Consider the following 26,590-nt stretch of genomic DNA (forward strand, 5'->3'; position numbering starts at 1 on the left):
CGATCGCGTTTGAGCCAGTCGTCGAGGACATCAAATATGCCTCTTTCGGTCTGGGCGCGTCCGACTGCGATTGTCATTTACGCAAATCTCCAAATGGATATAATTACAACGGATCTGCCTCTAGTCATTAGTCTCTAACCGTTGCCTCTGCTTAGCAGAAAACAAGTTGGATTATGAACAGAGTTTACTTTTCTTTACCGTATTAACGATTATAGAGGTAATTCTTTACAAGAGCAAGTTTTTATTAAAAAACTTCCGGAGCTTGACTTGTCGGAAGTCCCCGAAGTCCCCGAAGCCCTCGAAGCCCCCGAAGTCCTTGCCCTGCATTTGGGAACTTCTACTATATAGGAGTCTTTGCGCTTTGCGTCAGAAGCCCGGTCGCTTCGTAGATATATCGGCCTCAACCTCTTATTTTTCTAAGAAACTGGGTTTCCGTGGGTAAGTCCTATATATATACTGAGGATAGAGCTCCAAACTTAGGTTTTTAAGACTATATGTTCAGCATTGACATCATTGTGAAAAATACGCCCGTCTCGCTGTCGGTGCAGCGGAAGTTGGAGGAGGACGCTGAGACTGTTTACCAGCAGGTGCTGGCGGCGATTCGCAACTCCCAACCGCAAATTTTGGAACTCACCTGCGAGAAAAATCCTGAGAAAAAGGTGGCTGTACTCAGCAGCGAGATTTCTGGGGTGGTGGTTTCTCAGAAATCGGGGGCGTCATCTACAGGCAGATCCCCTGGTTTTGTCTCGATGACAGCAGAATGAGGGCTGGGGGTGTTGGTGCCGATATGAGCCAGTCAGCGGTTGCTGTGCGGGATTTGGGTTTTTGCTGGCCGTCTGGCGATCGAGTGTTGCAAGGTTGCTCTCTGGATGTACCTAAGGGCGAGTTTTGGATGCTTTTGGGCACTAACGGCAGCGGCAAGTCTACGCTGTTGAGGCTGATGGCTGGGCTGCTGCACCCCCAGTCGGGGGAAATTGACCTGGGCGGGCGAGTTGGTTTTGTGTTCCAAAACCCGGATCACCAATTGGTGATGCCGACGGTGGGTGCGGATGTTGCTTTTGGTTTGGTGGAGGAAAAGCTTTCTAACGTTCAGGTGCGGGAGAGGGTGGCGGAGGCTTTGGAGGCTGTGAATTTGCTGGAGTTGCAGCGGCGGCCGATTTATGCTTTGAGTGGGGGGCAGAAGCAGCGAATTGCCCTGGCTGGGGCGATCGCCCGTCACTGCGAAATTCTGCTGTTAGATGAACCGACGGCTTTGTTAGATCCTGATTCTCAGTTGGATTTGGTGGCTGCGGTGCAGCGGTTGGTGAAAAATCGCGGGATTACGGCTTTGTGGGTGACTCACCGTTTGGATGAGTTGAATTATTGTGATGGGGCTTTTTTGTTGGAAAAGGGCGAAGTGGTCGATCGGGGAGATCCGGCGCGTTTGAAGCAGCGGTTGATGCAAAGTCAAGATGTTTAGCCCTCAAGCAATGCTTGAATTAAGTCATTCGGCGATTGAAATCGCTTCTACAAAAACGAAGTCGGCCTCCGCAGACTAAGAGAATGGCTGCACGCCAAATCAATCTCGCAATCCTCGATCGCGCAACCAAGCATCTGCCCAAATTGTATCGGCCTCTGACAGCGGTGGTATGACTTCCCAGTTGCGATAATCTATCTTCAGGTCGTAACTTGCTATGTCATAAATTTGATTGAATAATTCCTGCAAATTGATTATAGGTTCGGTATCGCCAGATCGCAGTGGCAAAGGAAAGGCTGGCAGCGGGTTCTGCACGTTAAAAGCGTACAAATCTGCTTTGGGACGGCGATTTCCCCGACACACCAAAACGCTATAGTGGCTTTCAATGTCATTGCCAATAACTGGCATTTTTTGACCGCGCCGCAATAAATCTATTTCAATTAAATGAGTGCGGCTACCTAAAATTTCTTCTCGCTTTTCTTCGTACATTTGTCGTCCTTTTCCTGTGCACTTATTAGTAGGCGAGAGGATTTCAATAACTGTTATCAATTCTTTGGTTTCTCTTTCTCTAATTTCTAAATAGCCTTCCCGAACCTGGTAGGGCATGGGAATAGTTACTGTTAATGGTTGTGTAGGCGGTGCTGCAACTGCTACCTTTGATGCTGTTGTTTCTGTTGCCGTTTGCGGCTGTATTACGTTTACGTCAGCAATGCCAATAACGGACAAATCCTCGTCAGCGGTTTCATACATTCTCACTTCCAATGACACGAAATACTTAGGACGCAGTTGGGGAGATAAAAACCTGAAAATTTCACTAATCAGCAAGTGGTGTATCCCAGGCCAAAAGTCGGGATGTTCTAAATACGAATCCATGCCGGGAAAGGGAGATGGCATTGATGTGACTCCTTGACTCAAATCTATTTTCAGTTTAGCAACATTTTTTTTTGCAAATTAGGGTCGATCGCACTTCCTGTCAAATAGAATAATTCCTATTTGTGGAAGGGCGATCGCACTTTTCAACAATTAAACTTCGATCGCCAATTGTGTTTGAATTGGAACGCTGTTTTCATTTAACACGGACACCGCATTTACGAAAACAATTGTATGCGGGACTGCAGGCATTAAGCGGCGCAGTGCATTTAGGTAAGATTCCGCGTCGCGGCGGCGGGCAAAACGGGCGACTGTTAACCGCTGACACTTGGGGAGGTGGCGAATTAGATGCCAAGGTTGAAGCCGATCGCGATATGTCGATTGTTTTGGTATCATAGATGTGTTCTGCCCACTTTTGTGGGTGGTAAAGGAAAGGCGTTCGCCCTTGATTTCTCAGGTCGGAGGGCGATCGCTGTTAACTATCTTTATTAAAAGATATGAGCATAGCTGCTGTCAAGCATAAATGGGATTAATTCGATTGCGAGTTCGAGAACTCGCTGAGGAGAAGGGTTGGACGCTCAAAGAAGTCTCTGATAGAACGGGAATTCCCTACAGCACGGTTAAAAAATACGCCCAAGCTCCTAAACTGGCAACGGTGGACTACACGGCTTTGCAGAAACTTGCTGCTGTCTTCGATTTGATGATCGAAGATTTGGTTGAGGTTTTGGAAAATTAAACTGATTTGTCAGCGGGAAGATGGGGTTAATTCGGTTGCGGGTTCGAGAACTAGCCCAAGAGAAGGGTTGGACGTTGAAAGAAGTTTCTGAGCGATCGGGCATTCCTTACAGTACGGTTAGAAGCTATGCCCATTCTCCCAAACTGGCAACTGTAGATTATACGGCTTTGAACAAAATGGCTCGCGTGTTTGATATTGCGATCGAAGATTTAGTTGAGATTTTGGAAGAGTAGGCTGATTTATCGTTGGGAATATGGGACGAATTAGGCTGCGAGTTCGAGAATTTGCTCAAGAGAAGGGTTGGACTCTCAGGGAAGTCTCCAACAGAACAGGTGTTCCATACACCACGATCGCCACCTATGCTAATTCTGCAGGTATGGCAACTGTAGACTACACAGCTTTGGACAAGATGGCTCGTGCGTTTGATATTGCGATCGAAGATTTAGTGGAAATTTTGGAAGAATAGGCTGATTTCCTAAGAATGCAATTGGACGAACTAGGCTGAGAGTAAGTTTTTGACAAGCCGACTTTACCTTTATTAAATTCAAATTATGAAAGTTCAATCTATCAAGTTAAAGTATTTTAAGAAATTCAGAGAGCGAGAATTAGATTTCACCGATCCAGAAACTGGACTGGCACGAGACCTTATAGTTTTAATAGGGATGAATGGGACTGGCAAAACAAGTATTTTACAGGCAATAGCAGCAACATTGGGAGAGGCAACAGGTCGATTGCAGAGGCTTTCTGAATTGGAATGGCCGGGATTTAATTATGAATTGCTAGGGAGTAACTGGGGAAAGTTTGAACCAGACGTTACTCTAAAAATGCAATTTTCGTCTCTAGAGATCCACGCGGTTCGGGAGTTCCACCAAAAATTGCAAAATATCGGTCGCAATTTACCAGTTCCTCCTGCTGATAAACATATTGTGTCCCTTAAATGGCAAGGTGAGCGCGTTCAGGCAAACACTTCAAGTGAATTGTTTCAATTCAAAGGACGGGAATATGCTAAGCAACTCCTTAGAGCTGAAGGCTTTCAGGTGTTTGAGCGAGTTGGGACAATTCTTTGGTACACAGAGCAGAGAACTTCTACCAGCCTAACTACTGAAAACCCGGATGAAAAAATTGAAATTACAGAAGATAATCTACGAGATCGCTTTTCAAAGTGGCGACAATTTCATCAGGATGTTGAAAGGGGAAGAATTAAGCAATTCCGACCCGGACAAAAGGACATATATGCTGAAATTGAGCAAGCTTATAAAGTTGTTTTCCCCGAACGTAGCTTTGATGGACCTGTTCCACGAGAAGGGATTGATGACATTCTGAGCGAACCCTGGTTTTATCTATATGATGGCAGAAACCAATATGAGATTTCTGAGATGTCTGGGGGCGAACGTGCTATATTTCCGATGATGATGGACTTTGCTAATTGGAATATTCATAATTCTGTGATCTTGATTGATGAAATTGAGTTGCACTTACATCCACCACTGCAACAAGCATTATTGAGAGCTTTGCCCAAGTTAGGGAAAAATAATCAATTCATTATTACAACTCACTCTGATTATATAGAGCAGCTAGTACCTGAAGCATACATTGTTCGTTTAGAGGAGTAACTATGAGTGTTGTTAGTAGTGGAAAAATACTTTTTTGTGAAGGAGCGCCCACCAGTTTAGACTATAAATTACTTAATACATTAGTTGACAGGATAACAGCTAATACCTGCACAATTGTTACTGTTGGGAGTAAGTTTACATTTTCAAAATTTGCCGAAGGATACTTTTCAGCGAGTAAAGCACTAGACCCGAAATACATTGTTTTTCTAGATCGGGATTTCGATGTTAAGCCAACTGATAACTGCCAGCTACTCCAAAGAGCAAATAAATCTGGCAATAAATCTATTTTTTTAAGTTATAGAACTTGTGTTGAAAATTATCTCTTAGATGCTAATTTAATTCACAATTATTGGGAAGAAAAGTACAATGAAAAGCAGGACAATCCAACTTCTACCTGGGGGCATAAAAATTCACCAGGAGTCGCTCGGATTTCAAAACTGATTGAAACTAGCGCCAGAAACTTGCAAGCTTACCAAGCTGTAAGATGGGCTTTGGGTGACTTGGTGAACCTGAGTGTAGCACGGGAACAACTCAAAACTACATGGACGAATAAAGGTAAACTACCTAAATCATTAATTTTGCAAGACTGCAAAATTAAAGCGTTAGAATTAGTCAATCAATTTAGACAGGCTGTTGAATTAGTTAGACCAGAAAAATTTGAAGATAACCTTGTTGTCTATGAACAACTATTTGCACGAGAAGAATTTTGGACACAGAAGCAATACTTAATTTGGTTTAATGGCAAGGATATTCAAAAGGAAATGCAGAGACAAGATTCTACATTTATTTCTCTAAGTTCATTTTTTGATTGGGCAATTACTTACCTAGACATTAATCAGCATGACGACCTTATAGAACTAAAAACAAAAATCGAGGATCTATAGTTTAATTAAGTATAGTCACTTACAATTTTAGATTTCCAATTTGAGACTTGCGATTTTCCAATCTAAAATTGGAAATCTAAAATTACCTTCGATCGCCCTTTTCTCCTCCCTACTTCATCTCATATCCAAACAAATTCGGATCGACTTCTCCCAAATTCAAATCTGCCAAACCATACTCAGCCCAACGCCTTTCTACCATCGCCGCCACATCAGGATCGGACTCCAAAACTTCACCCCATTCGTGATCGGTTTCCGGCGGCATCTTCGTAGTAGCATCAATCCCCATTCTGCCTCCCAAACCAATCTTTTCACTGGCAAAATCTAACGTATCAAAAGGCGTATTCGGCAGAATAAATACATCCCGAACAGGATCGACTTTAGAACTAATTGCCCAAACTACTTGACGCGGGTCGCGAATGTTGATACTTTTATCCACAACAATCACAAACTTAGTGTAAGTAAACTGCGGTAATGCACTCCAAAATGCTAAAGCAGCCCGGCGCGCTTGACCGGGATATGCTTTATCAATCGAGATAATTGCCGCTTTATAACTCAGCGCTTCCATCGGTAAGAAGAAATCGACAATTTCCGATACTTGCTGCCGCAAAATAGGGGTATAAATACGGTTAAGCGCGATCGCCATCATTGCTTCTTCTTTCGGCGGCCGCCCGCTAAATGTGGTCAGATAAATCGGGTCTTTGCGGTGCGTCATGCAGTGGAACCGCACCAACGGCGAATCCTCCACGCCGCCGTAATAACCCATGTGATCGCCGAAGGGCCCGTCTGGCAAAACTTCCCCCGGCGTAATCGTTCCTTCTAACACGATTTCCGAGTCCGCCGGTACTTCCAAATCTACGGTTTTGCACTTCGCCAATTGCACGCCGGAACCGCCGTAAAGTCCGGCAAATAACCATTCCGATAAATCTACAGGAATTGGGGTTGCTGCGGCGAGAATAATCAGGGGATCGACTCCAAGGGCGATCGCAACTTCCAACTTTTTACCAGCCTGCGCCGCTTTCCGCAAGTGCCGCGCCCCGCCCCGCACCGATAACCAGTGTACAGTCATCGTGTTTTTTGACTGCAACTGCAACCGATAAACCCCCACATTCGGCGTACCCGTTTCGCAATCTTTGGTAATTACCAAACCCAGGGTAATAATTTTGCCCGCATCTCCCGGATAAGGGCGAATCATCGGGATTTTGTTCAAATCCAGCCCTTCTCCCTCAAGTACCACTTGCTGACAAGCTGGGAAAAAGTCACGGCCCGGTTTGGCTTTCACTACGTCAAACAGCACTTTGCCGAATTCTATGGCTTGGGAAATCTTTTTCGGCGGTTTTGGCTGTTGCAGCATTCCCAGTTTTTTGCCGAGCTCTTCTAGTTCGATCGGCTTTTCCATGTTCATCGCCCAGCAAACGCGCTGTTCCGTACCCAAGAGGTTAATCGCAACGGGGAAATCTGCCCCTTTGACGTTTTCAAACAGCAATCCGGGGCCGCCTTTTTGCAGCATTTGGTTGGAAATTTCGGCAATTTCGAGGTCGGAATCGACTAAAGCGCTAATCCGGCGCAGTTGTCCCCGTTCTTCGAGTAGTTTTAGGAATCCCCGCAAGTCTCTAGCCATTTTTTTTAAGAATTGTTAACGTTCTTTTGTTATTATGAGCCGATCGACTGCCACAAGTTACTCCTGAACCGCTCAAAAGATACGTGTTTAACGAACCGCGAAGACGCCAAGGGCGCGAAGGAAGAGAAAGAAGAAGATAGGTAATGCCTTGTTCGGTTCGGGAGTAGGCTGCATAATGGGTTACATGAAATGTCCAAGATGCGAATCTGACCAAGTTCGTAAAAACGGCCGTCCCAACGGGCACCAGCGGTATCTTTGCAAAGCTTGCCGCAAACAATTTTTTGAGCGGTTGAGTCCGCAGTCTTTCAGTCGCAAATGCACCGAAACACGGTTAAGCGAAGCTATCCCGAAGGAAATCGCCCCTGCAACCACCACAGAGTCCGGCGGGATTGCGATTTTGCTGTTGGATGCCGAAAATCTGAAACTTAAGGTTAATACAGAACAATTCTTAGCCGGTTTGTGCGACTATCCCCTGCAAGTTAAAATTGCTTTTGCTAGCTGGAAAAACCCGAGTATGGGCAAGTTGGATGCTGAACTTTACGATCGCGGTTACGAACTGATTCACGTTCCGGGCGGTGCTAATAGTGCTGATGGTAAGATGATTGCCTTTGGCGCTGCTATTTTATACCGCTATCGGGATGTCAAACAAGTGTTTGTCTGTTCTTCGGATGGTTTGTTAAATCATCTTTGCAATCAGTTGCAAAATCAGGGATTGACTGTGTTTCGGGTGCGTCGGCAAAATTCGGTTTTGTCTGTAGAAAATCCTCTGACTGGTGATACTCATCATTATTCTTGTGAGAGGGAACTGGAAATCCCTAGTTTTGAGGAATTGGCTAATCAAGTTGCAGAGTTGTTGAAAGCTGAACACAAATCTATTGATGAGCGAATCGCTCGTTTTTCTAGTGTGGCGGAGCTTTTTCAAGAGCGCCGAACTATTGTTTTCCCTTCTACAAGTTCCCCCGTAGCAGCACTGTCGGAGCCAGCACAAAACGAAGTTACCCCGGTGCTTGAAGCATCTTTGGCAACCGTTGCTGTTCCTCCAAATATTGCGGAGCAAAATTTTCCCGAAATAATACCTGCTGTCAATTCAAATGCTATTGAGTCGCTGGATGTTTTAAAAACTATACTTGTAGAAATAATTGAATCTGCCCAAATTGAGTTGAAAGAGGATGCTATTCCTGTAACAAGAATTAAAAAATGTTTTTTTGCTAAATATCACTCTCCTGCTGATTTAATTGTAAAAAGTTTTTTGGGTAGAACTTCGAGTTTGATCAAATTTTTGCATTTGGAATCAGCTACTTTTAAAATAATATTAATCGGTACCGAACATCAAGTGGGACTCGTTCAAAAACCCTCGAGTTCAAAAATTGAATTATCTGCCGCCCTTGAAGCATCGGTAGCAAAAATTGTACTGGCATTAACTGCTGAATCTCCAGGTAGTTACATTCCGATTCCCCAGGTAGCCGGCGAATTTAAAAAGCAATACGGTCAACCAATTACTAAAAAGCTGAAATCGCTGGATTTGGGCACCAAATTTCCAGATTTTTTGCAGTCCTGTAAAACATTTAAAGTTAAGAAAAAAGGTAAAATTTATGAAGTGGCGATCGCACTTCCCTAGCTTTTTTATAAATACGGCCCTACCTGGGCTGTAAATCGCCCGCCGAAGTATGAAATTAGCCGAGTGCGATCGGACAAATCATTTTTTACGGCGGTCGCCAATTTCGAGCGTCAATCCTACGCGCAATAACTCCAATAAAACTCGCAGCAGTTAACGGTCAAAAACTTAATCTAATGTTAACCTTAATTTAAAACAAGCTTATTGTTATTGCACCCATTTCTTAATAGTTAAAACTTTAATCTAAAATTAACCATAATTTAAAACAAGCTTATTGTTTCCTATGTCTTTAATTAGGGATTTTAGTCTATCCTATGTAGGATTCCCAAAGCCTGCTATCAATATTGAGGACGAAAATTATGACTTTCTTCACAGCACGTGGGCGGCGTGCTTTTATAGTTACGCTAGCGGTAGCAGCATTTTCGCTCTCGTTGATTACTTCTGCTGTAGCTGCTGTCACACTAAACGGTTCGGGAGCAACTTTCCCTAAACCTCTTTACGATCGCTACTTCTCTCAGATGAGAAGTGCCAATCAAATTACTGTAAACTACGAAGGAACTGGCAGCGGTGCTGGTATCAAAGCATTAATTGCAGGCACTGTTGATTTCGCAGGCAGCGACGCGCTGATGACTGCGGCGCAAATAGCCGAAGTAAAGCGCGGCGTCATGGCGGTTCCGACTGCTGGCGGTGCTGTTGCAGTTGTTTACAACTTGCCCGGAGTGACCAATCTGAGGCTAAATAAGGATGCCATGAACGGCATCTTTGAAGGCAAGATTACTCGCTGGAATGATGCGAAAATAGCCGGAATTTCTGGACAAGCTAAAGGCTTGCCAAATACTCCAATTCGAGTAGCTGTACGGGCAGACAGCAGCGGTACAACGTTTATTTTTGCTAACCACTTGCAGGCAACTGGTAGCAGCATCAAAGCTGCCGCTCAGCCGAAGTGGCCCGACACCGCTGTCAGCGGTCAAGGAAACCCCGGCGTAGCTGCTTTGGTGAAGAATACAGCGGGTGCGATCGGCTACGTTCAAGATACTTATGCTCGGCAAAACAATCTCCAAACAGCATTTATTCAAAATAAAGCTGGCCGGTTTGTAGATCCTAGCTTGGCTGAAGCAGAGAAAGCTTTAGCAGGGGAAACATTCCCCGCAGACTTCCGCTTAGTAGAAGGCAATCCTAACGACGGTTATCCGATTGTTGGCTTGACTTGGCTGTTAATCTACAAACAGTATCCTGCGGCGAAAGCAGAGGCTATTAAAAAGATGGTTAATTGGGTGATGACTACAGGTCAAGGTATCAACAAACAGCTAGAATTTACTCAGATTCCTTCAGCTACAGCTCAAAAGGTGGTTCAAACAGTTAATCAGACTGTGGTTGCCAGAGGTTAATTGGGGCGAGCGCACGGGGTTAGGAGTGGACGAGTTAAATGTATGACTCAAAACTCATAAATTATCAGGTTAATGTGCGCTAAGTTTACTATGTAAGGTGCGAGCTGCACCCCCTACAAACCAGGTTTGCAGCGCGCACCAACCCCCTTAGAATTACTCGTCTTTTAAGCAACCATTTCGCTTTTTACGCAATAATTTCGGCATGACCAATCCTTCCAAAAAACGTAAAAAAGTGACTCGGAAATCGCCCGAAATAAACACAGCATTAGACTTGACAGATACTTCTGGTGAAGGTTTATGGATCGAGTCAGGATTTACAATGTTTGTATGGGCTTTTGCCTTAGCGACAGCGGGCACGCTGTTCTGGATAAGCGCGATAATTTTTAAAGATGCTTGGCCAGCTATTAGCAATTTTGGACTCTCCTTTTTGTGGAATCCCAAGTGGGATATCGGCGAGTTGCAGTTTGGGGCATTGCCGTTTATTTACGGCACTGTGATTAGTTCTGCGATCGCCATAATCATCGCCCTTCCTTTAGGGCTGTCAGTAGCTATAGTTACTAGCGAGAACTTCTTACCCCCTTGGGTGCGATCGCCCTTGGGATTCATGGTTGAATTAATCTCGGCTATTCCCAGCGTAATAGTTGGCCTTTGGGGCATCTTTGTTTTGATTCCCTTTTTGTTGCCATTGCAGCAGTCATTGTTTGATAATTTCAGTTGGTTTCCCCTGTTCAGCAGCGAACCTTTAGGCCCCGGAATGCTGCCGGCAGGAATACTGTTATCGATTATGATTCTGCCCACAGTAGCCGCCATCAGCCGCGATGTATTGCTATCTGTTCCAGTAGATTTGCGAAGTGCTTCGATGTCCCTCGGGGCCACCCGCTGGGAAACAATATTTAAGCTGTTATTACCAGCAGCTAGTTCAGGAATTATCGGCGCTACAATCTTGGCATTAGGACGCGCTTTAGGCGAAACAATGGCCGTCACAATGGTGATTGGCAACTCGATTCAAATCAACCAATCCCTGCTAGCTCCCAGCTACTCAATTCCTGCGGTTTTGGCAAGTCAATTTCGGGAAGCTCTCGAACCGCTGCACATTGGCGCTTTGATGTATTTAGCCTTGATTCTATTTGTCATCACTCTGTTGGTGAATGCAGTGGCAGTATTGCTGGTTAAGCTAATGGGCGTTAAGGGAGCTAAAAATTAAAAATGACTCAAGCACAAAAATCAAACAGTATTCTGGATGCAGAAATCTACAACCCCCTGTCACTGAGCAGAAATTTGTTCAGTCGGGGAATGACACTTATTGCCTGCTTTCTCACAGCTCTTGCCGTGCTACCTTTGTTCGCTATTTTGTACAAAATCCTGGGGGAAGGACTTACACATTTGAGCTGGGAAGTGCTAGTATCTTTGCCCGCACCCGTCGGAGTTGAAGACCAGCCAAACGGCTTTGCCAATGCCATTCTCGGCACTGCTTTAATGGTGGGAATTGCGACATTGATCAGCGTCCCTATCGGCGTAATGACGGGAATATTTTTGTCTGAGTTTGGTAGAGAAAACAAAGCAATGGCTAATAGTATTCGCTTTATCACCGTCATTCTCAGCAGCGTTCCGTCGATCGTAGTTGGCGTCTTTTCCTACGCCCTAATTGTCGTTACTACCAAAGCATTTTCATCATTAGCAGGCGGTTTTGCCCTCGGCATCATCATGCTTCCAGTTGTTGCTCTGACAACAGAACAAGCATTAAAATTAGTGCCTACTTCTTACCGTCTCGCTTCTGCGGGTTTAGGAGGCGGACGTTTTCAAACTATTTTTCGGATTATTATTCCCTCAGCACTCCCAACTATTACCACAGGTATTTTACTCGCTGCTTCCCGGGCCGCCGGCGAAACCGCGCCGCTGATTGTAACGGCGTTGTCGAGTCAATTTTGGCCTCCTTTAGTTGATAAATTGGGCGAGATAATGCAGTCTCCCATAGGTGCAGAAACTCTCTCAAAACTCAAAGAAATTCCCGAGACACTGCTGACTCCGACTCCTTCTATGTCGGTATTAATATATAGCTACGCCAGCTCTCCTTACAAGGAGCAGAACGAATTGGCGTGGACTGCTGCCTCTGTCCTTTTGGGTATGGTTTTAATTGCTAGCGTCGCATCCCGTACAGTAACTCGGAAACGCTTGCAAAACCGATAAATCAATAACTAAAGTGCATCTTTCAGTCAAAAGTTAACAATATAAGCCGCAAATAATGAAACCTAAAGCTAACTTGAAAGCAGAAAACTATACAGATCAATTCCTAGACGATGTTACCCCGGAAATTGACCCCAATGCAATGCCAGCACTGCGGGTTCAGGACTTGAGTTTTTATTACGGAACTCACAAAGTCTTAGAAAATTTATCGATGAATATCCCTCACCCACAGATTACGGCGATTATTGGCCCTTCAGGTTGCGGCAAATCTACCTTTCTCAAAGCTCTCAACCGGATTGGTGAATTGGAGGGAAAGGTTCAAATTAAAGGAAGAGTAGAGTTTTTTGGACAGGATATTTACAGCCCGAAAGTAAACATTAATAGTTTGCGCCGCCAAATTGGGATGGTGTTTCAAAGACCTAATCCTTTTCCGCTGAGCATCTACGATAATATTGCTTACGGGGTGAGAATTTTTGGTCGCAAAAGCAAAGCAGAATTAGATGAAATTGTGGAATCTGCACTTAAAAGTGCGGCGCTTTGGAATGAAGTCAAAGACGATTTGAATAAATCGGCTCAGGGGATTTCGGGCGGACAACAGCAGCGACTTTGTATTGCTCGCGCTTTGGCTGTGAAGCCAAAAATTTTGCTGATGGATGAACCTTGTTCTGCTCTAGATCCGATTTCAACGATGAAGATTGAGGAGTTGTTTCAGACTCTGCGGCAGCAGTTAACTGTTGTGATTGTGACGCACAATATGCAGCAGGCGGCTCGTGTTTCTGATTACACGGCATTTTTTAATACTGATGAAAGTCGCATCGGCCGGCTGGTTGAATTTGGGCCGACAAGTAAGATTTTTACTTCTGCGGGCAATTCGAGTACGAGAGATTACATTCAAGGCCGTTTCGGTTAATACCAGGGTGTTTTGCTTTCTCTCACTCGCTATATTATGACAGGGGCTTAAGTCCCTGTCTCACAGTTAAAGTTCTCTTAGGAAAACTCTGAAATAGTAATAGTATTTGACTTACTATTAACTCAGATTTGGCAACATTCTCAATAAGTATTTCAGTCCTCCTAGCTGGGGACTTGATTTTGGAGGCGGGGGTTTAAGCCCCTGCCGGAATTATTGCAAATATTACTAGATGTAACCTAATATCAGTATGGCACTGAACAGAAAACCGCTATATTTATGTCTTCACCACTTCTGAAGCGAGAGTTAGGTGTTTTCGGCGCAACTCTCATGGGCCTGGGATCAATTCTTGGCACGGGAGTATTCGTAAGTATCGGGATTGCAGCGGAAGTTGCTGGGCCGGGAGTGATTTTGGCTGTGGGTATTGCGGCTTTAGTTGCTGTTTGCAATGGCCTTAGCAGCGCTCAATTAGCGGCAAATCATCCGGTTAGTGGCGGTACTTATGAATATGGCTACAAATATCTCAATCCTTGGCTGGGTTTCACTGCCGGCTGGATGTTTCTGTTGGCGAAAACGGCTTCAGCGGCTACTGCTGCTTTAGGTTTTGCGGGGTATTTTTTAAATGCAGTTGGTGTAGCCGATCGCACTTACCTGATCCTAACAGCTTTAGTCGCCCTCGCCGTTCTCACTTTAATTGTATTGACGGGAATTAGGCGATCGAATATTGCCAATACTGCCATAGTCTCAGTTACACTTCTATCCTTAGCGGTGTTTGTTGCTGTCGGTTTGCCAGAGGTAAGGTGGGAAATGCCCGCGCTACAGAATCATAGCTCGATCGGCTCCATCTTCCAGGCCACCGCCCTGATGTTTGTCGCTTATAGCGGTTACGCCCGCATCACCACAATGAGCGAGGAAGTGCGGGAACCGAGGGAAACCATTCCCAAAGCCATAATTTTTACTTTGGTGCTGACAATGCTGCTTTACGTCGGGGTAGCAGTAGTTGTCGCAGGCGCGGGGGGAGGCGATAAATTGTCTTTACAACCAGGCGGCACGACTGCACCCCTGGAAGTCATCGCCCGCAGTTTCCCAATTCGAGGAGTTTCTCAACTGCTAGCCGTCGGCGCAATTACCGCTATGTTGGGAGTCTTGCTGAACTTAATTTTAGGGCTGTCGCGCATCTGGCTGGCGATGGGGCGGCGTCTGGATATGCCGAGAGTCTTGGCGCGGCTGAATCCAGAGGGGACAACTCCCTACGTGGCTGTGGTGGTTGTCGAAGTTACGATCGCACTTTTAATCCTCGTCGGCGATGTCAAAACCACTTGGTCATTTAGCGCTTTTAGCGTTTTGATATATTACGCTATCACCAACCTCGCCGCGCTGCAACTTTCCCCCGCCGAAAGGCTTTATCCGCAGTGGTTGGCTTGGGCGGGTTTGGGAAATTGTCTGTTTCTGGCTTTCTGGGTGGAGAGGGAAATTTGGCTGACAGGATTGGCATTAATTGCCGCCGGTTTAATTTGGCGGGCGATCGTCCGACTCCCGGCGACAAACTAGAATTGTGATAAATTGAAACAGCATCCCGCATTGTAGAGGGCCATGCCCGATCGAACCCCCTTGCTGGCGACTCAAGAATCTCTCGCATTCAGCGCCATCAGTCGCTATATAGCTCAAACCCTAATTACCATTCAGGAACAGCATCCCGAATGGATAGCTGAAAAATACAGGAAAACCCCCTGGGCCAAACCTGAGTTTCAGTCAGTTTTGATTGGAAAATTGACAAAAAGTTTCACAGTAGCCAGCGATACAGATTCCCTGCTGCTGACTGCGAAAAAATACCTACAAATTCTGCTGGTTCCAGAATTCGTTAATTCACCTCAATTCAGCAAATTATCGGTCAAAATTCAGCAGCTAGCCCAATCTCAAACAGCACCCGCTAAATCACAAAACTCAGTTTCGTCAAAGCCTCCCACTCCCACCACCCATCAAACAAATTCGCTTCCAATCGGCATTGCTATCTTGCTGCTAGATGTCGAAAACTTGCAACTCACCGTCGAAACCGAAAAATTCCTAGAGGGAATTTGCCACTATCCAATCCAAATCAAAGTTGCCTTTGCCAACTGGCGCAGCATGGGCAAAAAAGATGCCGAATTTCACCAGCGCGGCTATCAACTAATTCATGTCCCCCCCGGCAAAGACAGCGCCGACTTAAAAATGGCTACAGTCGGCGCCTCGATTTTCGTACATTATCCCACAGCCAAAGAGATTTTTGTCTGTTCGTCCGATCGCGCCCTCACTCACCTCAGCAATACACTGCAAGCCCACGGACTAACCGTATTTCAAGTCCGCAAACAAATAGATAAAATCGTAGTTTTAAACAGCAAAACCGGACAAATGGAAACCCATTCCCTTGTAACCGTACCGGAAATTACACCCCTAGAACAATTAGTTATTCAACTAAAAGAATTAATCAAAAAAGAGCAAAAACGAACCTCAACTCAGTGGATAAAAGTTTCTACTGTTTCAGCTTTATTTAGGGAAAATTACGGCTTAGTCCTCAATCAAGTTGTTGCCCATCATTTGCTCGGTACTAAAACCCGCGATATCTTTCTTAAATATCCCACCGATTTTGTCCTCCACAAACCCTCAGAAGTTTCTCAAACTTATGTCACTCTTTTTGAAGTAAGATTATCGCCCCCACCGCCAATACTTAGCCAAGAAATTCTGAATAACCACCAGGCAGCACCTGCAACTTTAACAGATATTAATTCTCTGGAAGACTTGGAAAGAGCTCTTGTCAAAATCGTTGGCGACTTAACCGGCAACTCTCGTGAAAATTCTGTATTTCTCTCCAATGTAGGCAGCGAATTTCACAGACAATACGGCAAACAAATTACCCAAATAATTAAAGATTTTAATCTCGGTAGGAAATTTACTAAGTTTTTGCAATCCTGCACTTCTCTCCAGCTAAAAAAAGCCGAAAAAGGCTGGCAAGTTTCCCTCAATTAATTAAAAATTAAAATATATCAACCTCCCCATTACTAGCAACTTGAGTTATCATACAATCGGGACGTAAAGAAATGTAAAGGGATATGCAGGACAAAGTTGTGGTTGTGGTGGGTGCAACTGGCGGCATCGGTTCAGCGGTGGCCCGCAAACTCGCTGATGCGGGTGCGAGGCTAGTGCTCGCCGCCAGAGACAGCAGTAAATTAGACGCTTTAGCTAGCGAACTTTCGGCAACAGAGGTACTGTGCGTACCCACAGATATCACCGATTTGCCCCAAGTCGAGACGCTGATGCACAAAGCTGGGGGGCATTTCGGACAAATTGATGCCCTCGTAAACGCCGCCGGTGCCGGAATTCTCAAGCAGTGGAACAAGTTAGAACCCGCTGATTTAGATGCCATGCTTGACTTGAACTTGAAAGGCAGTTTTTACACGTCTCAAGCAGCAGCGAATGTGATGAAAGAGCGCAAATCCGGCCACATTTGCAATGTCATCGGGATTTTGGGCAAGCATTCGATGGCGATGGGAACTGCTTATTGCGCTTCAAAGTTTGGGGTAGTTGGTTTCAGCAAGTGCATGGCAGATGAACTGCGACGCTACGGTATTAAGTTTACGCTATTCTATTTTGGCGGGGTGGATTCTCCGTTTTGGGATAATGTGAGTTTGAAGGTAGACAGGTCAAAAATGCTGACTACCGACACTGCCGCCAATGCGATTATGTTTGCTCTTTCGGCTGACCCGCAAGCTGTGCCCATGGAGATTAATATTCAGCCGGAAAGTCATTTGTTTTTTTAGCTATTGAGGAGTGATTTGAAGGCAGAACGCAGCGGAAGCTGAAGGCAAGAAAAATTATGATATTTTTAGGTTTGAGAACTTGTACAGCAGTTAATTATGTAGGTGCATGGGCTCGCGCACCTTACTCCTATAAATAGCACGTCAAACCATTTTTTTGCCTTAGTCCTATTGGTGAAGGCCTAGCGGTCAAACCTAAGTTATCGCACACACCGGGTTTCTTTTAAGGGCCGACTTATTTCTACCTTCAGAGGGAGCTAGGATATTCAATCTTTAGGTTATTATTAACTGGGCGCGTAATAAAAAATATGAAAAATATCCATTACTCAATTCCTCCCTTGCAATTTCGCCTTGAAAATCAGCAGATTTTCCATTTTTCAGTTTCCATTTTCAATTATTGATTATGGAGTTCGATCGCATTCAATTTTACGTTGAAAACGCTAAAGTATCCCGCGAGTGGTTTGTCAGCCAGTTAGGCTTTCAATCAATAGCAGGTTATGCCAACAGCCACACTCACACTGAAGTTGTCAGCAGTGGCAATGTATGTTTTGTTATATCTTCGCCCCTGACACCCGCTAGTCCCGCTGCTAGTTGGTTGAAGTTTCATCCTCCAGGGATTGCCGATGTGGGTTTTCGGGTAAAAGATATTGAATTAGCGGTAGCTAGAGCGGCTGCTGAAGGCGCTAAAATCCTGGAACCGATTCAAGAAGACCTAAACGCAGGAGGCTACTTTAAGCGGGCAAAAATTTCGGGCTGGGGAGATTTAAGCCATACCCTCGTGGAGCGAATTGGCAGCCATTCACTGCTATCGGCTTCGGATAAGCGGCCGTTGTTTACCCGGATTGACCACGTAGTGTTAAATGTTGAATCTGGGGATTTGTCAAGTGCTGTTAGTTGGTATCAAAAAATATTAAATTTTCAACCGCAGCAAAATTTTGACATTCAGACTGAGAAATCGGCTTTGCGGAGCCAAGTTATGGTGCACGCTGAAGGTGGGGTGCAATTCCCGATTAATGAACCGGCATCAGCTAATTCTCAAATTCAAGAGTTTTTGAGCGCAAATCGGGGACCGGGAATTCAGCACATGGCTTTGCAAACTAATAATATTGTGGGTGTTGTTGCCGATTTGCGATCGTGCGGTTTGCCTTTTCTGCCGGTTCCTCCAACATACTACTCCGAATTGCAGCAGCGGCAAAACTATTTGCCCGCAGATTGGCAAGCAATTGCAGCTTGTCAAGTTTTGGCAGATTGGCAAGAAGATACTCCCGCAGCGATGCTGCTGCAAATCTTTACCCAGCCAATTTTTGCAGAACCGACTTTCTTTTTCGAGATTATTGAGCGCCGAGTTAGTTTAGTTAACGGCAAACAGGTGCAAGCTGGAGGTTTTGGGGCGGGGAATTTTCGAGCTTTGTTTGAGGCAATTGAACGGGAACAAATGAAGAGGGGAAGTTTGATAGATGATTGACAAAACTTCCACTTTTTAGGTCATACAGGCGTGTTAATCAGCACTGCGATATCTTTCCAACCGTAGGCAATTTCTTTGAGTGCAACTCCTGCTCTACTTGTTTGCTGTTCGTCTACTTTTTCACCTCCTAAGAATTCATAAAACCTATAGGCGGAATTGTCTCCTAGTACCCAAACTAGCATCGAGTTCAAACTTAATTCTGCCAATTTTGTGGCAACTGTTCTCACGAGTTGCCGTCCGATTCCTTGACGCTGATATTCCTGCAAAATATAGATGGCAAATAATTCTCCTTTATATACATATTTGCCGGTGCGTTCGGGACCACCCGCAGCAAAACCCACAATTAGTCCCGAGTCATTCTCAGCAACGCATACAAAAACCCCAGTATTTTTGACGTTTGCCAGGATTTCTTGCCAACGGCTTTCTCCTTTTTCATAGGACAGTTGCGCGAAGTAATCTGTGGGTACAATTTTTCGGTAAGCTGTCCGCCAAGTATCTAGATTAACCCGTGCGATTGCAGGTGCGTCAGCGATTTTAGCTTCTCTCACAATCATCAGAAAATACTCCTTTCCCGGCCTGAAATTCTCTTTTCAAGTCTAGGCAAACTATACGATCGCGCCCTTCTAGTTTAGCTCGATACAGGGCTCGATCGGCCTGTCCAATTAACTCCTCAATCGATAAACCAGCAGCAGGTACAGTGGTAGCGATCCCCATACTGAGAGTTATAAACTTACTTACCTTGGAAGCAGCATGAAAAATTGCCGCTGCTTTCAAATCGCTGCGAATTGCTTCAGCTATCTGCTTTGCTCCTTGCACATCAGTGCGCGACAAAATTACCGCAAATTCTTCCCCACCGTAGCGGGCGGCTAAATCTCCTGCCCGCTGAGCCTTGCTAGCTAAAATCTCGGCTACTAGTTTTAAACATTCGTCGCCTCCTTGATGCCCGTAATGATCGTTGTAAAGTTTGAAAAAATCGATATCGCACAAAATTAAAGACAGCGACTCTTTTTCTCGCTCCATCAACTGCCATTCTAACTCCAATTTTTTGTCAAAACAGCGGCGGTTGGGAATTTGAGTCAATCCATCCACCGAAGCGAGGCGCTGCAATTCCATGTTAGCTGCTTGTAATTCTAATTTGGCTTGTTCTAAAGCTAAATTTTGCCGAGCTAATTCTTCACTTTGGCGTTTTTCTTGTTCGTACAAAAATCGGATTGAAGCTTCAGCTTCTTGCAATTCTTTCTCTGCATATTTGCGCTTGACAAATTCCCCTAATTGAGAACTTACCACAGCTATGATCTGAAGTAAATCTTGATCCGGTGGCAGTTCTTCCCGGCAAAAAAAAGTCATTACTCCTACAACTTGGCTCCTAGCGTGAATGGGGAAACCGAATCCCGATCGCAGTCCCGCTTCCTGGGCCAAGCGCGATCGCACGAAATTGCGATCGCCCACAAGATCGGTAATCCACTGCGTAGAACCGCTTCGGGAAACCGCTCCCGGCAAACCCTCACCCGCAGCCAAAGTAATCTGCTCCTCGTTTTCGGCAAACTCCCTAACTTCTTCCGCTGCCTGCCAAACTGCCACCCGCCGCCAACAAGGAGTTTCCTCGATCGGACAGCAAAGCGGCAGGCACCAAAGCGGATCTGTTTCAGATTTTATTTCCTCACCCCATCTAGTTTCTTTCTCAGCCTCTGCAGGCGTCCAAAGCTCGCCAAAATCCCACCCAAAACTTTGGCAAATAGCTTGCAAAATTTTCGGAGTTGCACTATCTAGAGAAGTTGATTCTGACAGGATATGAGTAACAGCATACTGTGCTTCTTGACACTTTTTTATGCGTTGTTGCTTGGTAATGTCTTTGCCGATATAAACAAAATCTTGTATAACCTTGCTATCTGCATCCCGGCTTCCTGTGCTTGTCTCAAAAGTAGAGCATGAAAACGCCACAATCAGCTTTAAGCCTATTTTCGTTTGGCAAGCTACTTTTACTTGAGGCCAATATTCGCTTTTAAGTGCAGGAGGTAGCTGGCTGACTTTGCGTAACAATTCCTCCTCAGCCGTAATCAGGGATATGGATTGGCCGATTAATTCCGATTCGGTATATCCAAATAATTGCTGTGCAGCTTGATTCACTTTTTTGATTTCGCCCGATGTTCCTGTTACGAACAAAACATCCCCTAGGGAATTAATAATTTTGTCAATATAATCGCCAGCCGCAGCTAAGTTATCGCCTTTAATACTTGTTTTGTTGGCAGCCTGAACCATGGTTGGCTGAGTTCCAATGCTATCTGTCACATCTTCACATAAAATAATCAATCTATCAGCATTGGCTTGTCCCTTATAACCAAAAATGTACAAATTTAGATACAAATAAGAGCCGTCTTTGAGAACTCGGCTAATTGATTTTAACTGACAATCTTGCTGTCGTTCTTCAATAATATCTTCAAGAAGTCCTTCAATTCCTATCAGTTCGGGAAAACTATCGCGCACGTCTTTTCCTTCGCCTACTTCCTCATGAATGTAGGCAAAATCTTGCACTTTCACAGATATTTCTTTAATCTTAAGTTCCCGATCGACTGTGAGGTATTCAATCCTGCGTAAGGATAACAGCTTATAAAGAAGAATATTAATACTTCTGGGGCTGCTCTCTACAGTTAATGTGGGAAGCATCTCGTTATTGTAGAGCATCTCTCTCAAAGGTTAGCCGGTAAAGTTAGTTGTTGTTTGGCTGCGATTTATCATGGGAATTTTTATACTGGCAGAGGTCATCACCTGTTACCGGTGGCAAATTTATGCAAACAGTACACTTTGGATTCTCCAAGCAGTTTTTTGCTTATTTTAAAAATGGGGCCAAATATTAATTTGACCCACTTTTTGTGAGAAAGCGCAGTCAAAATCATCCTCTGTTGAGGTTGAGATTTATGAAGAATATGTAGCGGTTTACACTATTTGTGCGGCACATTTTAATTTTAAATTCCCCGATATGGCTTACAACCGCTAAAGTTGAGGGACAGCACAGTTTAATTCAAATGTTTGCTTTATTAATTAGCACCATTCCTATAGACCTTACCTCCCCTGGGTATTTGTGTCAATTTTTGTAAAGAAAGTGTTACCTTTAAGTGATATAGTATCGAAGAATTTGTATAAAAACTTAAAAACACTCTGCTAAATGCTGAGACTTATTACCGACTTTGACGGCCCGATCATGGACGTGTCCGATCGCTACTACCGAGTTTACCAGTATTGTCTCGCCGAGACTAAGCGTTCGGACCAACCAGTGCGCGAACTCCCCAAAGCCGAGTTTTGGGACATGAAGCGCGCGCGGGTTCCCGAAACCGAAATTGCCATCCTCTCAGGATTAGATGCAGATCAAGCCCGCGATTTTGCTCAGAAACGCCGTCAAACCGTCCACACCCTACCCTACATGGTTTACGATCAACCAGTAGCCAGCGCCGTGGAAACCCTCGAAAAGGTGCAGCGCGCTGGAGTAGACTTAGCGGTGATGACCATGCGCCGCGTTAGGGAACTAGATGAAGCCTTCAACCGCTGCAATTTAGGGCAATTTTTCCCAGAAAACCGCCGCTATTGCCTCCCCAACGATTACGTTAAAACCGGGGATGTCAAAGATAAGCCGCTGTTGATGGCAAGAGCTCTCGCCGAACTGCCGCCGGCTTCTGACACTTGGATGGTTGGCGATACGGAGGCGGACATTATAGCAGCAAAAACGCACGGTGTCAAGGTAATTGGTGTTTTGTGCGGAATTCGCGATCGCACCCAACTAGAAATGCACCAACCGGATTTAATTGCCAACAATTTGAGCGAAGCAGTTGAGATTGTTTTAGGTCGCAAAAATTAGTCATTAGTCATTAGTTATTAGTCATTAGTCATTAGTTATTAATTGTTAGCCGATGTTACTTGTCGGAGGTCTTAATTCCACAGTTATTAGTGGTTGGCTGCTGACTAATAACTGTTGACTAATAACTGCTGACTAATGACTGCTGACTATCGCAGAAAACCGCTGACCAGCCACAGAATTAAAAACGTAAACAAAGCGATAAATTTCTCTGTTGTTATAAATGCCGGACTGACCAAAGAACCCAAAAAGCCTCCCAGCAACAAGCCTATAACCAAGCCAGCCACAGTCAGCAGCACAGCCCGACCAAATTTTTGTTCCTTGCGATTAACAAAATAAAGACAAGAGCCGACCCCAAGAGCCAGAGTCAACTGTAGTAAACCATCATTAGCTGCCGGATAAATACTCAGTCCGCCTAACCCCACATACACCCCAGCCGGCCACAAAATGTCCGATCGACTAGGAGTATCGATTAGCCGCTGCAACCAAGCTGGGCTGCCACTAGGAGGAGAGGGAGTAAAGCTTGGGGGTGGCGGAGTCAGCCGCTCGGGAAAGCGGATGCGTTCGGGTACTTTAATTTTACCTTCCTGTCGCTGCCGCAGGCGATCCATGAGGATCGCATCGTAAGCGGCTTCGAGCAATTCCAAACGTTTCTTGTCACCGCTGTACTGCTCAGCTAGGCGCGTGCGGGCCTCTTGCACTTCATCAAAGGAAGCATCTTCATCGACTTCAAGCAGTTGATAGGGAGTTGGCTCACTCATGGTAATAACCCGCTGAAGACTCTCGTTATAGAGTAATCTATACAAGAGAGGAAAGCGGGGCGGGGGCTCTGCCGCTTTCCCAAAAGTTTTGCTGCTAGTTTTTGGTGCTTTAAAACAGGAACCAGCAAACCTTACGAAAATAGAAACTAGAAGGCATTTGGCATTCGTAAATAAAAAATAATGAATCCAAAGATTTTTATTTTTATCTTGGCCGTCTAAAATTTTACCTTCTGCCAAATGCCCTCAGAAGGGACTTGTCCCGCAGGCACTCACAATTCCCGACCACTGGACTTTTTTAAGTCGATCGCGGCGGTACGAAAAAAAGTGAGCCGAGTCAGAATAAGTACAGAAAGGAGCGATCGCCACTTGAGAAACATCGATTCCCAACTGCTGCAATTGCAGAGCATTGCAGAGGCGAACATCCAAGCGTACTTTTCCCGGTTCTGGATCGGCTAAGACAGGCGTTTCCGGCAGTTGGTGCAAAAACTCTAGAATGCCGTCGGCTGTCGCACTAACGCCACTCTTAGGAGCAATGGTGGCTCCCAGTTCCGCTGCTACCTCCACAGATACCTGGTAAACCTCTCCAGCGATCGCCGGCCCCATAGCAATCTTCAGATTTTCTAGTTGACTGCCTTGTGCCACAAGTTGAGCGATCGCCTCTGGTAATATCTTAGCAGCAGTCCCGCGCCAACCCGCGTGAACTGCCGCAACGAGTCCCGTGCGCTCGTCAGCAATCAGCACCGGCACACAGTCAGCCGAGCAAACCCACAGCGCCTCCAATTCTCGCTCGGCTACCAAGCCATCAGCCTCAGCATAGCTTGGGGCAGCGGTTTCCGGGCCCGGAGCCACAACCGGGGACAACTCACTCGTTTTGAGTACCGCATTGCCGTGTACCTGTTGGAGTCGGTAAACCTTAGCTCCCGGTTCGAGAACTTCCGTCAGCTCGATCGGCCCCCGGGGCGAGAACTCGCGAGTAAAAAAGCCGTGAGACCAGCGAGAAAGCAAGCTGCAAGTCAGATACGGCAAGCCTTCAGAACTCTGCCAGTCCCAACTGATACCCTCAGGCTCTCCGGCGCACTCAGAGTCAGGAAAATTTGTCAAGCGATCGCCAGCTACAGTCATGAAACCTATCCATCCCCAAGCGAATCATTTAGCTTGTATTCTAAACAATCAACAATTTTGTCCGCGAAGTTTAAAGGCAGCGCCAGCTTTAAGGAAAAAATCGCGATGAAGCAGGCGGTTTTAGGACAACCGACTGCGCCGAAATTTTGCATAACCCGAGAAATATAGGCAACTAATTAACATAGAGGAACGCCAAAGCGCTATCATCAGTGTGGCCGTCAGACACTTCTAGGCAAGTGCCATCGGGATCAAAAAAACCGGATATCGATCGCGACTGAATGTGCAAGGTATTCGAGCTTGTTCTATGTGCAAAAAAAATTGCCTCAAGCCCGGTAAAATCAGTTAGGTCTGTATATAAAGACAAGGATTGCCATACATTCGATCCTGACTTCGAGATCCTTGTGCCCCCTGTTGAGTTGGGAAAAAAAATCGTGAAACCAGTTCCAGACAAGCAAATAACAGCCCCTTTGAACACCAAACAGCAAAAAAAGAACCCTACAGGCACCCGGACTCGATCGCGCCTTTTGTCCGATCGCTCACTGCTGGTGGGACTGGGTTGCCTTGCCAGTCTGGGACTGCTCAGCAAAGGCCTAGTTTGGGCCCAAGCCGAAACTCCGCCAGCAGAACAAGCCGTCCCCGGCGCAGCAGACCTCCAGCCATTATTTGAAGCTCCTCTCCCGCCCCCGGAACCCGAATACAGCCAAGTGGAGCCAGAACCATACCCTGAACCTGAACCGCAGGCAGAAGTTCCGCCGTCCGAGCCTTTCGATGCCGCACCGCCGTCCGAGCCGGAGTACGCCAGCGAACCACCTCCCACCCAATATTATCTGCCAGAACCCGCGCTGATTCCTTTGCCAGAAGCGACGGCCCAGGAGCCGCCTTTTGAAGCGCCAGTTAACCCAGCCCACGCTGAAATCGACCAAACAGACTACAGCATTGGCGCTACCAGCGAGTACCAAGAGTACGAAGCGCCAACAAGTATAGAGTTTGCAGAACGATCGACCGGCTGCGAAGGAGGTGGCGATTTGTGCGCGCCTCCTCCTGTTTCCGAGCCGGTGACGGCCGATGCCGGAGAACCCAACTACAGCCCAGAACCTCCGATCGCAGACGACGGCTATATTGCAGCCCCTCCTCCTCGAAATCTGCCAGAAAGCATTCCAGACAATGTTGGGGAAACTGTAGCCGGAAATAGTAGCGAAAATCCTGTCAGTAAAATCGGTCAAGCCGTTCAACAAATAGGCAGCCAGGTTTGGGGGGGTTCAAATCCGCCGGAACCAGCCTACGCACCCCCGCGCTACCCAGCAAACATCGGCTACTCGGCAAACACTGGATACTCGGCAAACACTGGATACTCGGCAGACACTGGATACTCGGCAAACACTGGATACTCGGCAAACATCGGCTACTCGGCAGACGCAGGATACTCGCCAGACGCCGGATACTCGGCAGACGCAGGATATTATGCCGGATCTGCATCTTACGGTGGCGGCGCTCCAGCGCCCAGCATGGGACTCGGGCCGGTTCAAGTCGGTGCCATTAGTGTCAGCAGCGGCAGCAATACCGGTTTTGCTTACTACAATCTCACGCCGCGTCCCGCAGGCCTGCCCGGAAATGGCAACACCAGCTTGCTGTTTCCGCTATCTATTGCTTCGGCAATTACTTCGCCGTTTGGTTGGCGGACTCATCCGGTTATGGGCTACGGCAGGTTTCACACCGGAACGGACTTGGGGGCCCCGATGGGAACGCCCGTACTGGCAGCCTATGCGGGTCAAGTGGCGATCGCCGATTGGTTGGGTGGCTACGGTTTGACAGTGGTTCTCAACCACAACAAAAAGTCTCAGGAAACTCTCTACGCCCACCTTTCGGAACTGTTTGTGAAACCGGGAGAGTGGGTGAAACAGGGAGAGACGATCGGCCGCGTCGGGAGTACGGGAATGTCTACAGGGCCTCACCTTCACTTCGAGGTTCGGCAAATGACTGACCAGGGTTGGGTGGCGATCGACCCGGGATCTCAGCTAGAATTCGCTCTGGCAAAAATGATCGGCAGTTTGGAAACCGCCAAAGTACCGCAAATGCCGAAAATGGTGGAAATACAAACCGCTAGCGGACTCAAGGATTTGGAAAACGATCTGCCGCAGCTTCCACCTCTGCCGCTGGGAATGGACATCGAAGTTCACAACATCCAGCCGCCATTCCCGGAACTCTTAAAAGCTGACATTTCTAAGCCCAAAGATCCCGAAGCAGTCAAACCCAAAATTCAGAAGCAAGCTAACAGGTAAAAATTAGGGATTGCTTAGATTAATTTTCTTGTGGAACGGTCGAAAAGCGCACCC

At 46.1% G+C, this 26,590-nt stretch carries 25 protein-coding genes; 18 read left to right on the forward strand and 7 right to left on the reverse strand.

Annotation, left to right across the window (positions count from 1 at the left end; translation table 11 throughout):
* Positions 1–494 precede the first annotated feature (494 nt).
* Together QUA62_RS11160 and QUA62_RS11165 are read left to right on the forward strand one after the other, a co-directional pair.
* Positions 495–764 carry a hypothetical protein gene (locus QUA62_RS11160; RefSeq protein WP_190663726.1) on the forward strand — a complete coding sequence of 90 codons (270 nt, stop codon included), beginning with the start codon at positions 495–497 and terminating at the stop codon, positions 762–764.
* A gap of 23 nt (positions 765–787) precedes the next feature.
* Positions 788–1,459, forward strand: a complete 672-nt coding sequence (locus QUA62_RS11165) for an ABC transporter ATP-binding protein (RefSeq protein ID WP_333403975.1) — start codon at positions 788–790, stop codon at positions 1,457–1,459.
* A 99-nt stretch (positions 1,460–1,558) separates the two neighbouring features.
* Here the strand turns inward: QUA62_RS11165 and QUA62_RS11170 are convergent, their stop codons facing one another.
* Together QUA62_RS11170 and QUA62_RS11175 are read right to left on the reverse strand one after the other, a co-directional pair.
* On the reverse strand, positions 1,559–2,350 hold the full coding sequence (locus QUA62_RS11170) for a DUF4058 family protein (RefSeq protein ID WP_333403977.1): 792 nt from the start codon (positions 2,348–2,350) through the stop codon (positions 1,559–1,561).
* 129 nt (positions 2,351–2,479) lie between these two features.
* A complete protein-coding gene (locus QUA62_RS11175; RefSeq protein WP_333403979.1) occupies positions 2,480–2,722 on the reverse strand; it encodes a hypothetical protein in 243 nt (80 codons plus the stop codon).
* A 127-nt stretch (positions 2,723–2,849) separates the two neighbouring features.
* Between QUA62_RS11175 and QUA62_RS11180 the strand changes: the two genes are divergently transcribed.
* The 5 genes from QUA62_RS11180 (at position 2,850) to QUA62_RS11200 (ending at position 5,559) form a co-directional block, all read left to right on the forward strand.
* Positions 2,850–3,062, forward strand: a complete 213-nt coding sequence (locus tag QUA62_RS11180) for a helix-turn-helix domain-containing protein (protein ID WP_333093481.1) — start codon at positions 2,850–2,852, stop codon at positions 3,060–3,062.
* Positions 3,063–3,082: 20 nt separating this feature from the next.
* Entirely contained in the window at positions 3,083–3,295 is a 213-nt protein-coding gene (locus QUA62_RS11185) for a helix-turn-helix domain-containing protein (RefSeq protein ID WP_333102249.1), read from the forward strand.
* 20 nt (positions 3,296–3,315) lie between these two features.
* On the forward strand, positions 3,316–3,528 hold the full coding sequence (locus tag QUA62_RS11190) for a helix-turn-helix transcriptional regulator (RefSeq protein WP_333217711.1): 213 nt from the start codon (positions 3,316–3,318) through the stop codon (positions 3,526–3,528).
* Between the two features lie 85 nt (positions 3,529–3,613).
* Complete coding sequence (locus tag QUA62_RS11195; RefSeq protein ID WP_333403981.1) at positions 3,614–4,675, forward strand: AAA family ATPase; 1,062 nt, start codon at positions 3,614–3,616, stop codon at positions 4,673–4,675.
* A 2-nt stretch (positions 4,676–4,677) separates the two neighbouring features.
* The gene (locus QUA62_RS11200; RefSeq protein ID WP_333403983.1) at positions 4,678–5,559 is read left to right on the forward strand and encodes a DUF4435 domain-containing protein; all 882 of its coding nucleotides are present in this window, start codon (positions 4,678–4,680) and stop codon (positions 5,557–5,559) included.
* 109 nt (positions 5,560–5,668) lie between these two features.
* On the opposite strand, the gene QUA62_RS11205 is transcribed toward QUA62_RS11200, so the two are convergent.
* A complete protein-coding gene (locus tag QUA62_RS11205) occupies positions 5,669–7,177 on the reverse strand; it encodes a UbiD family decarboxylase (protein ID WP_333403985.1) in 1,509 nt (502 codons plus the stop codon).
* Between the two features lie 184 nt (positions 7,178–7,361).
* Between QUA62_RS11205 and QUA62_RS11215 the strand changes: the two genes are divergently transcribed.
* The 9 genes from QUA62_RS11215 to hppD all read left to right on the forward strand — a co-directional run bounded on the left by QUA62_RS11215 (position 7,362) and on the right by hppD (position 18,527).
* A complete protein-coding gene (locus QUA62_RS11215; protein ID WP_445301657.1) occupies positions 7,362–8,795 on the forward strand; it encodes an IS1/IS1595 family N-terminal zinc-binding domain-containing protein in 1,434 nt (477 codons plus the stop codon).
* Positions 8,796–9,151: 356 nt separating this feature from the next.
* Positions 9,152–10,180 (forward strand): phosphate ABC transporter substrate-binding protein PstS, encoded by a 1,029-nt coding sequence (gene pstS / locus QUA62_RS11220; protein WP_333403987.1) that lies wholly within the window; start codon positions 9,152–9,154, stop codon positions 10,178–10,180.
* A gap of 202 nt (positions 10,181–10,382) precedes the next feature.
* A complete protein-coding gene (gene pstC, locus QUA62_RS11225) occupies positions 10,383–11,384 on the forward strand; it encodes a phosphate ABC transporter permease subunit PstC (protein WP_006635464.1) in 1,002 nt (333 codons plus the stop codon).
* A gap of 2 nt (positions 11,385–11,386) precedes the next feature.
* Complete coding sequence (pstA, locus tag QUA62_RS11230; RefSeq protein WP_333403990.1) at positions 11,387–12,367, forward strand: phosphate ABC transporter permease PstA; 981 nt, start codon at positions 11,387–11,389, stop codon at positions 12,365–12,367.
* Positions 12,368–12,422: 55 nt separating this feature from the next.
* Positions 12,423–13,274 (forward strand): phosphate ABC transporter ATP-binding protein PstB, encoded by an 852-nt coding sequence (gene pstB, locus QUA62_RS11235; RefSeq protein ID WP_333217704.1) that lies wholly within the window; start codon positions 12,423–12,425, stop codon positions 13,272–13,274.
* A 276-nt stretch (positions 13,275–13,550) separates the two neighbouring features.
* On the forward strand, positions 13,551–14,822 hold the full coding sequence (locus QUA62_RS11240) for an APC family permease (protein WP_333403992.1): 1,272 nt from the start codon (positions 13,551–13,553) through the stop codon (positions 14,820–14,822).
* Positions 14,823–14,864: 42 nt separating this feature from the next.
* On the forward strand, positions 14,865–16,274 hold the full coding sequence (locus QUA62_RS11245; RefSeq protein ID WP_333403994.1) for an NYN domain-containing protein: 1,410 nt from the start codon (positions 14,865–14,867) through the stop codon (positions 16,272–16,274).
* 83 nt (positions 16,275–16,357) lie between these two features.
* Positions 16,358–17,065 (forward strand): SDR family oxidoreductase, encoded by a 708-nt coding sequence (locus QUA62_RS11250; RefSeq protein ID WP_190663739.1) that lies wholly within the window; start codon positions 16,358–16,360, stop codon positions 17,063–17,065.
* 400 nt (positions 17,066–17,465) lie between these two features.
* Entirely contained in the window at positions 17,466–18,527 is a 1,062-nt protein-coding gene (hppD, locus tag QUA62_RS11255) for a 4-hydroxyphenylpyruvate dioxygenase (RefSeq protein ID WP_333403997.1), read from the forward strand.
* Between the two features lie 20 nt (positions 18,528–18,547).
* Here hppD and QUA62_RS11260 read toward each other — a convergent pair whose 3' ends face one another.
* Together QUA62_RS11260 and QUA62_RS11265 are read right to left on the reverse strand one after the other, a co-directional pair.
* A complete protein-coding gene (locus QUA62_RS11260) occupies positions 18,548–19,081 on the reverse strand; it encodes a GNAT family N-acetyltransferase (RefSeq protein WP_333403999.1) in 534 nt (177 codons plus the stop codon).
* Positions 19,062–21,209 (reverse strand): diguanylate cyclase domain-containing protein, encoded by a 2,148-nt coding sequence (locus QUA62_RS11265; RefSeq protein ID WP_333404001.1) that lies wholly within the window; start codon positions 21,207–21,209, stop codon positions 19,062–19,064. The genes QUA62_RS11260 and QUA62_RS11265 overlap by 20 nt, the downstream gene beginning before the upstream one ends.
* A gap of 481 nt (positions 21,210–21,690) precedes the next feature.
* Here QUA62_RS11265 and QUA62_RS11270 point away from each other — a divergent pair, with 481 nt between their 5' ends.
* The gene (locus QUA62_RS11270) at positions 21,691–22,377 is read left to right on the forward strand and encodes an HAD family hydrolase (protein WP_333404003.1); all 687 of its coding nucleotides are present in this window, start codon (positions 21,691–21,693) and stop codon (positions 22,375–22,377) included.
* A gap of 146 nt (positions 22,378–22,523) precedes the next feature.
* Here QUA62_RS11270 and QUA62_RS11275 read toward each other — a convergent pair whose 3' ends face one another.
* Both QUA62_RS11275 and pgeF read right to left on the reverse strand, forming a co-directional pair.
* The gene (locus tag QUA62_RS11275; RefSeq protein WP_190663744.1) at positions 22,524–23,135 is read right to left on the reverse strand and encodes a CPP1-like family protein; all 612 of its coding nucleotides are present in this window, start codon (positions 23,133–23,135) and stop codon (positions 22,524–22,526) included.
* Between the two features lie 243 nt (positions 23,136–23,378).
* Positions 23,379–24,257 carry a peptidoglycan editing factor PgeF gene (gene pgeF / locus QUA62_RS11280; protein WP_333404005.1) on the reverse strand — a complete coding sequence of 293 codons (879 nt, stop codon included), beginning with the start codon at positions 24,255–24,257 and terminating at the stop codon, positions 23,379–23,381.
* A gap of 431 nt (positions 24,258–24,688) precedes the next feature.
* Between pgeF and QUA62_RS11285 the strand changes: the two genes are divergently transcribed.
* Complete coding sequence (locus QUA62_RS11285; RefSeq protein WP_333404007.1) at positions 24,689–26,536, forward strand: peptidoglycan DD-metalloendopeptidase family protein; 1,848 nt, start codon at positions 24,689–24,691, stop codon at positions 26,534–26,536.
* Positions 26,537–26,590 lie beyond the last annotated feature (54 nt).

Origin of the sequence: Microcoleus sp. MON1_C1 (assembly GCF_036701945.1) — a bacterium.
Classification (GTDB): Bacteria; Cyanobacteriota; Cyanobacteriia; order Cyanobacteriales; family Microcoleaceae; genus Microcoleus.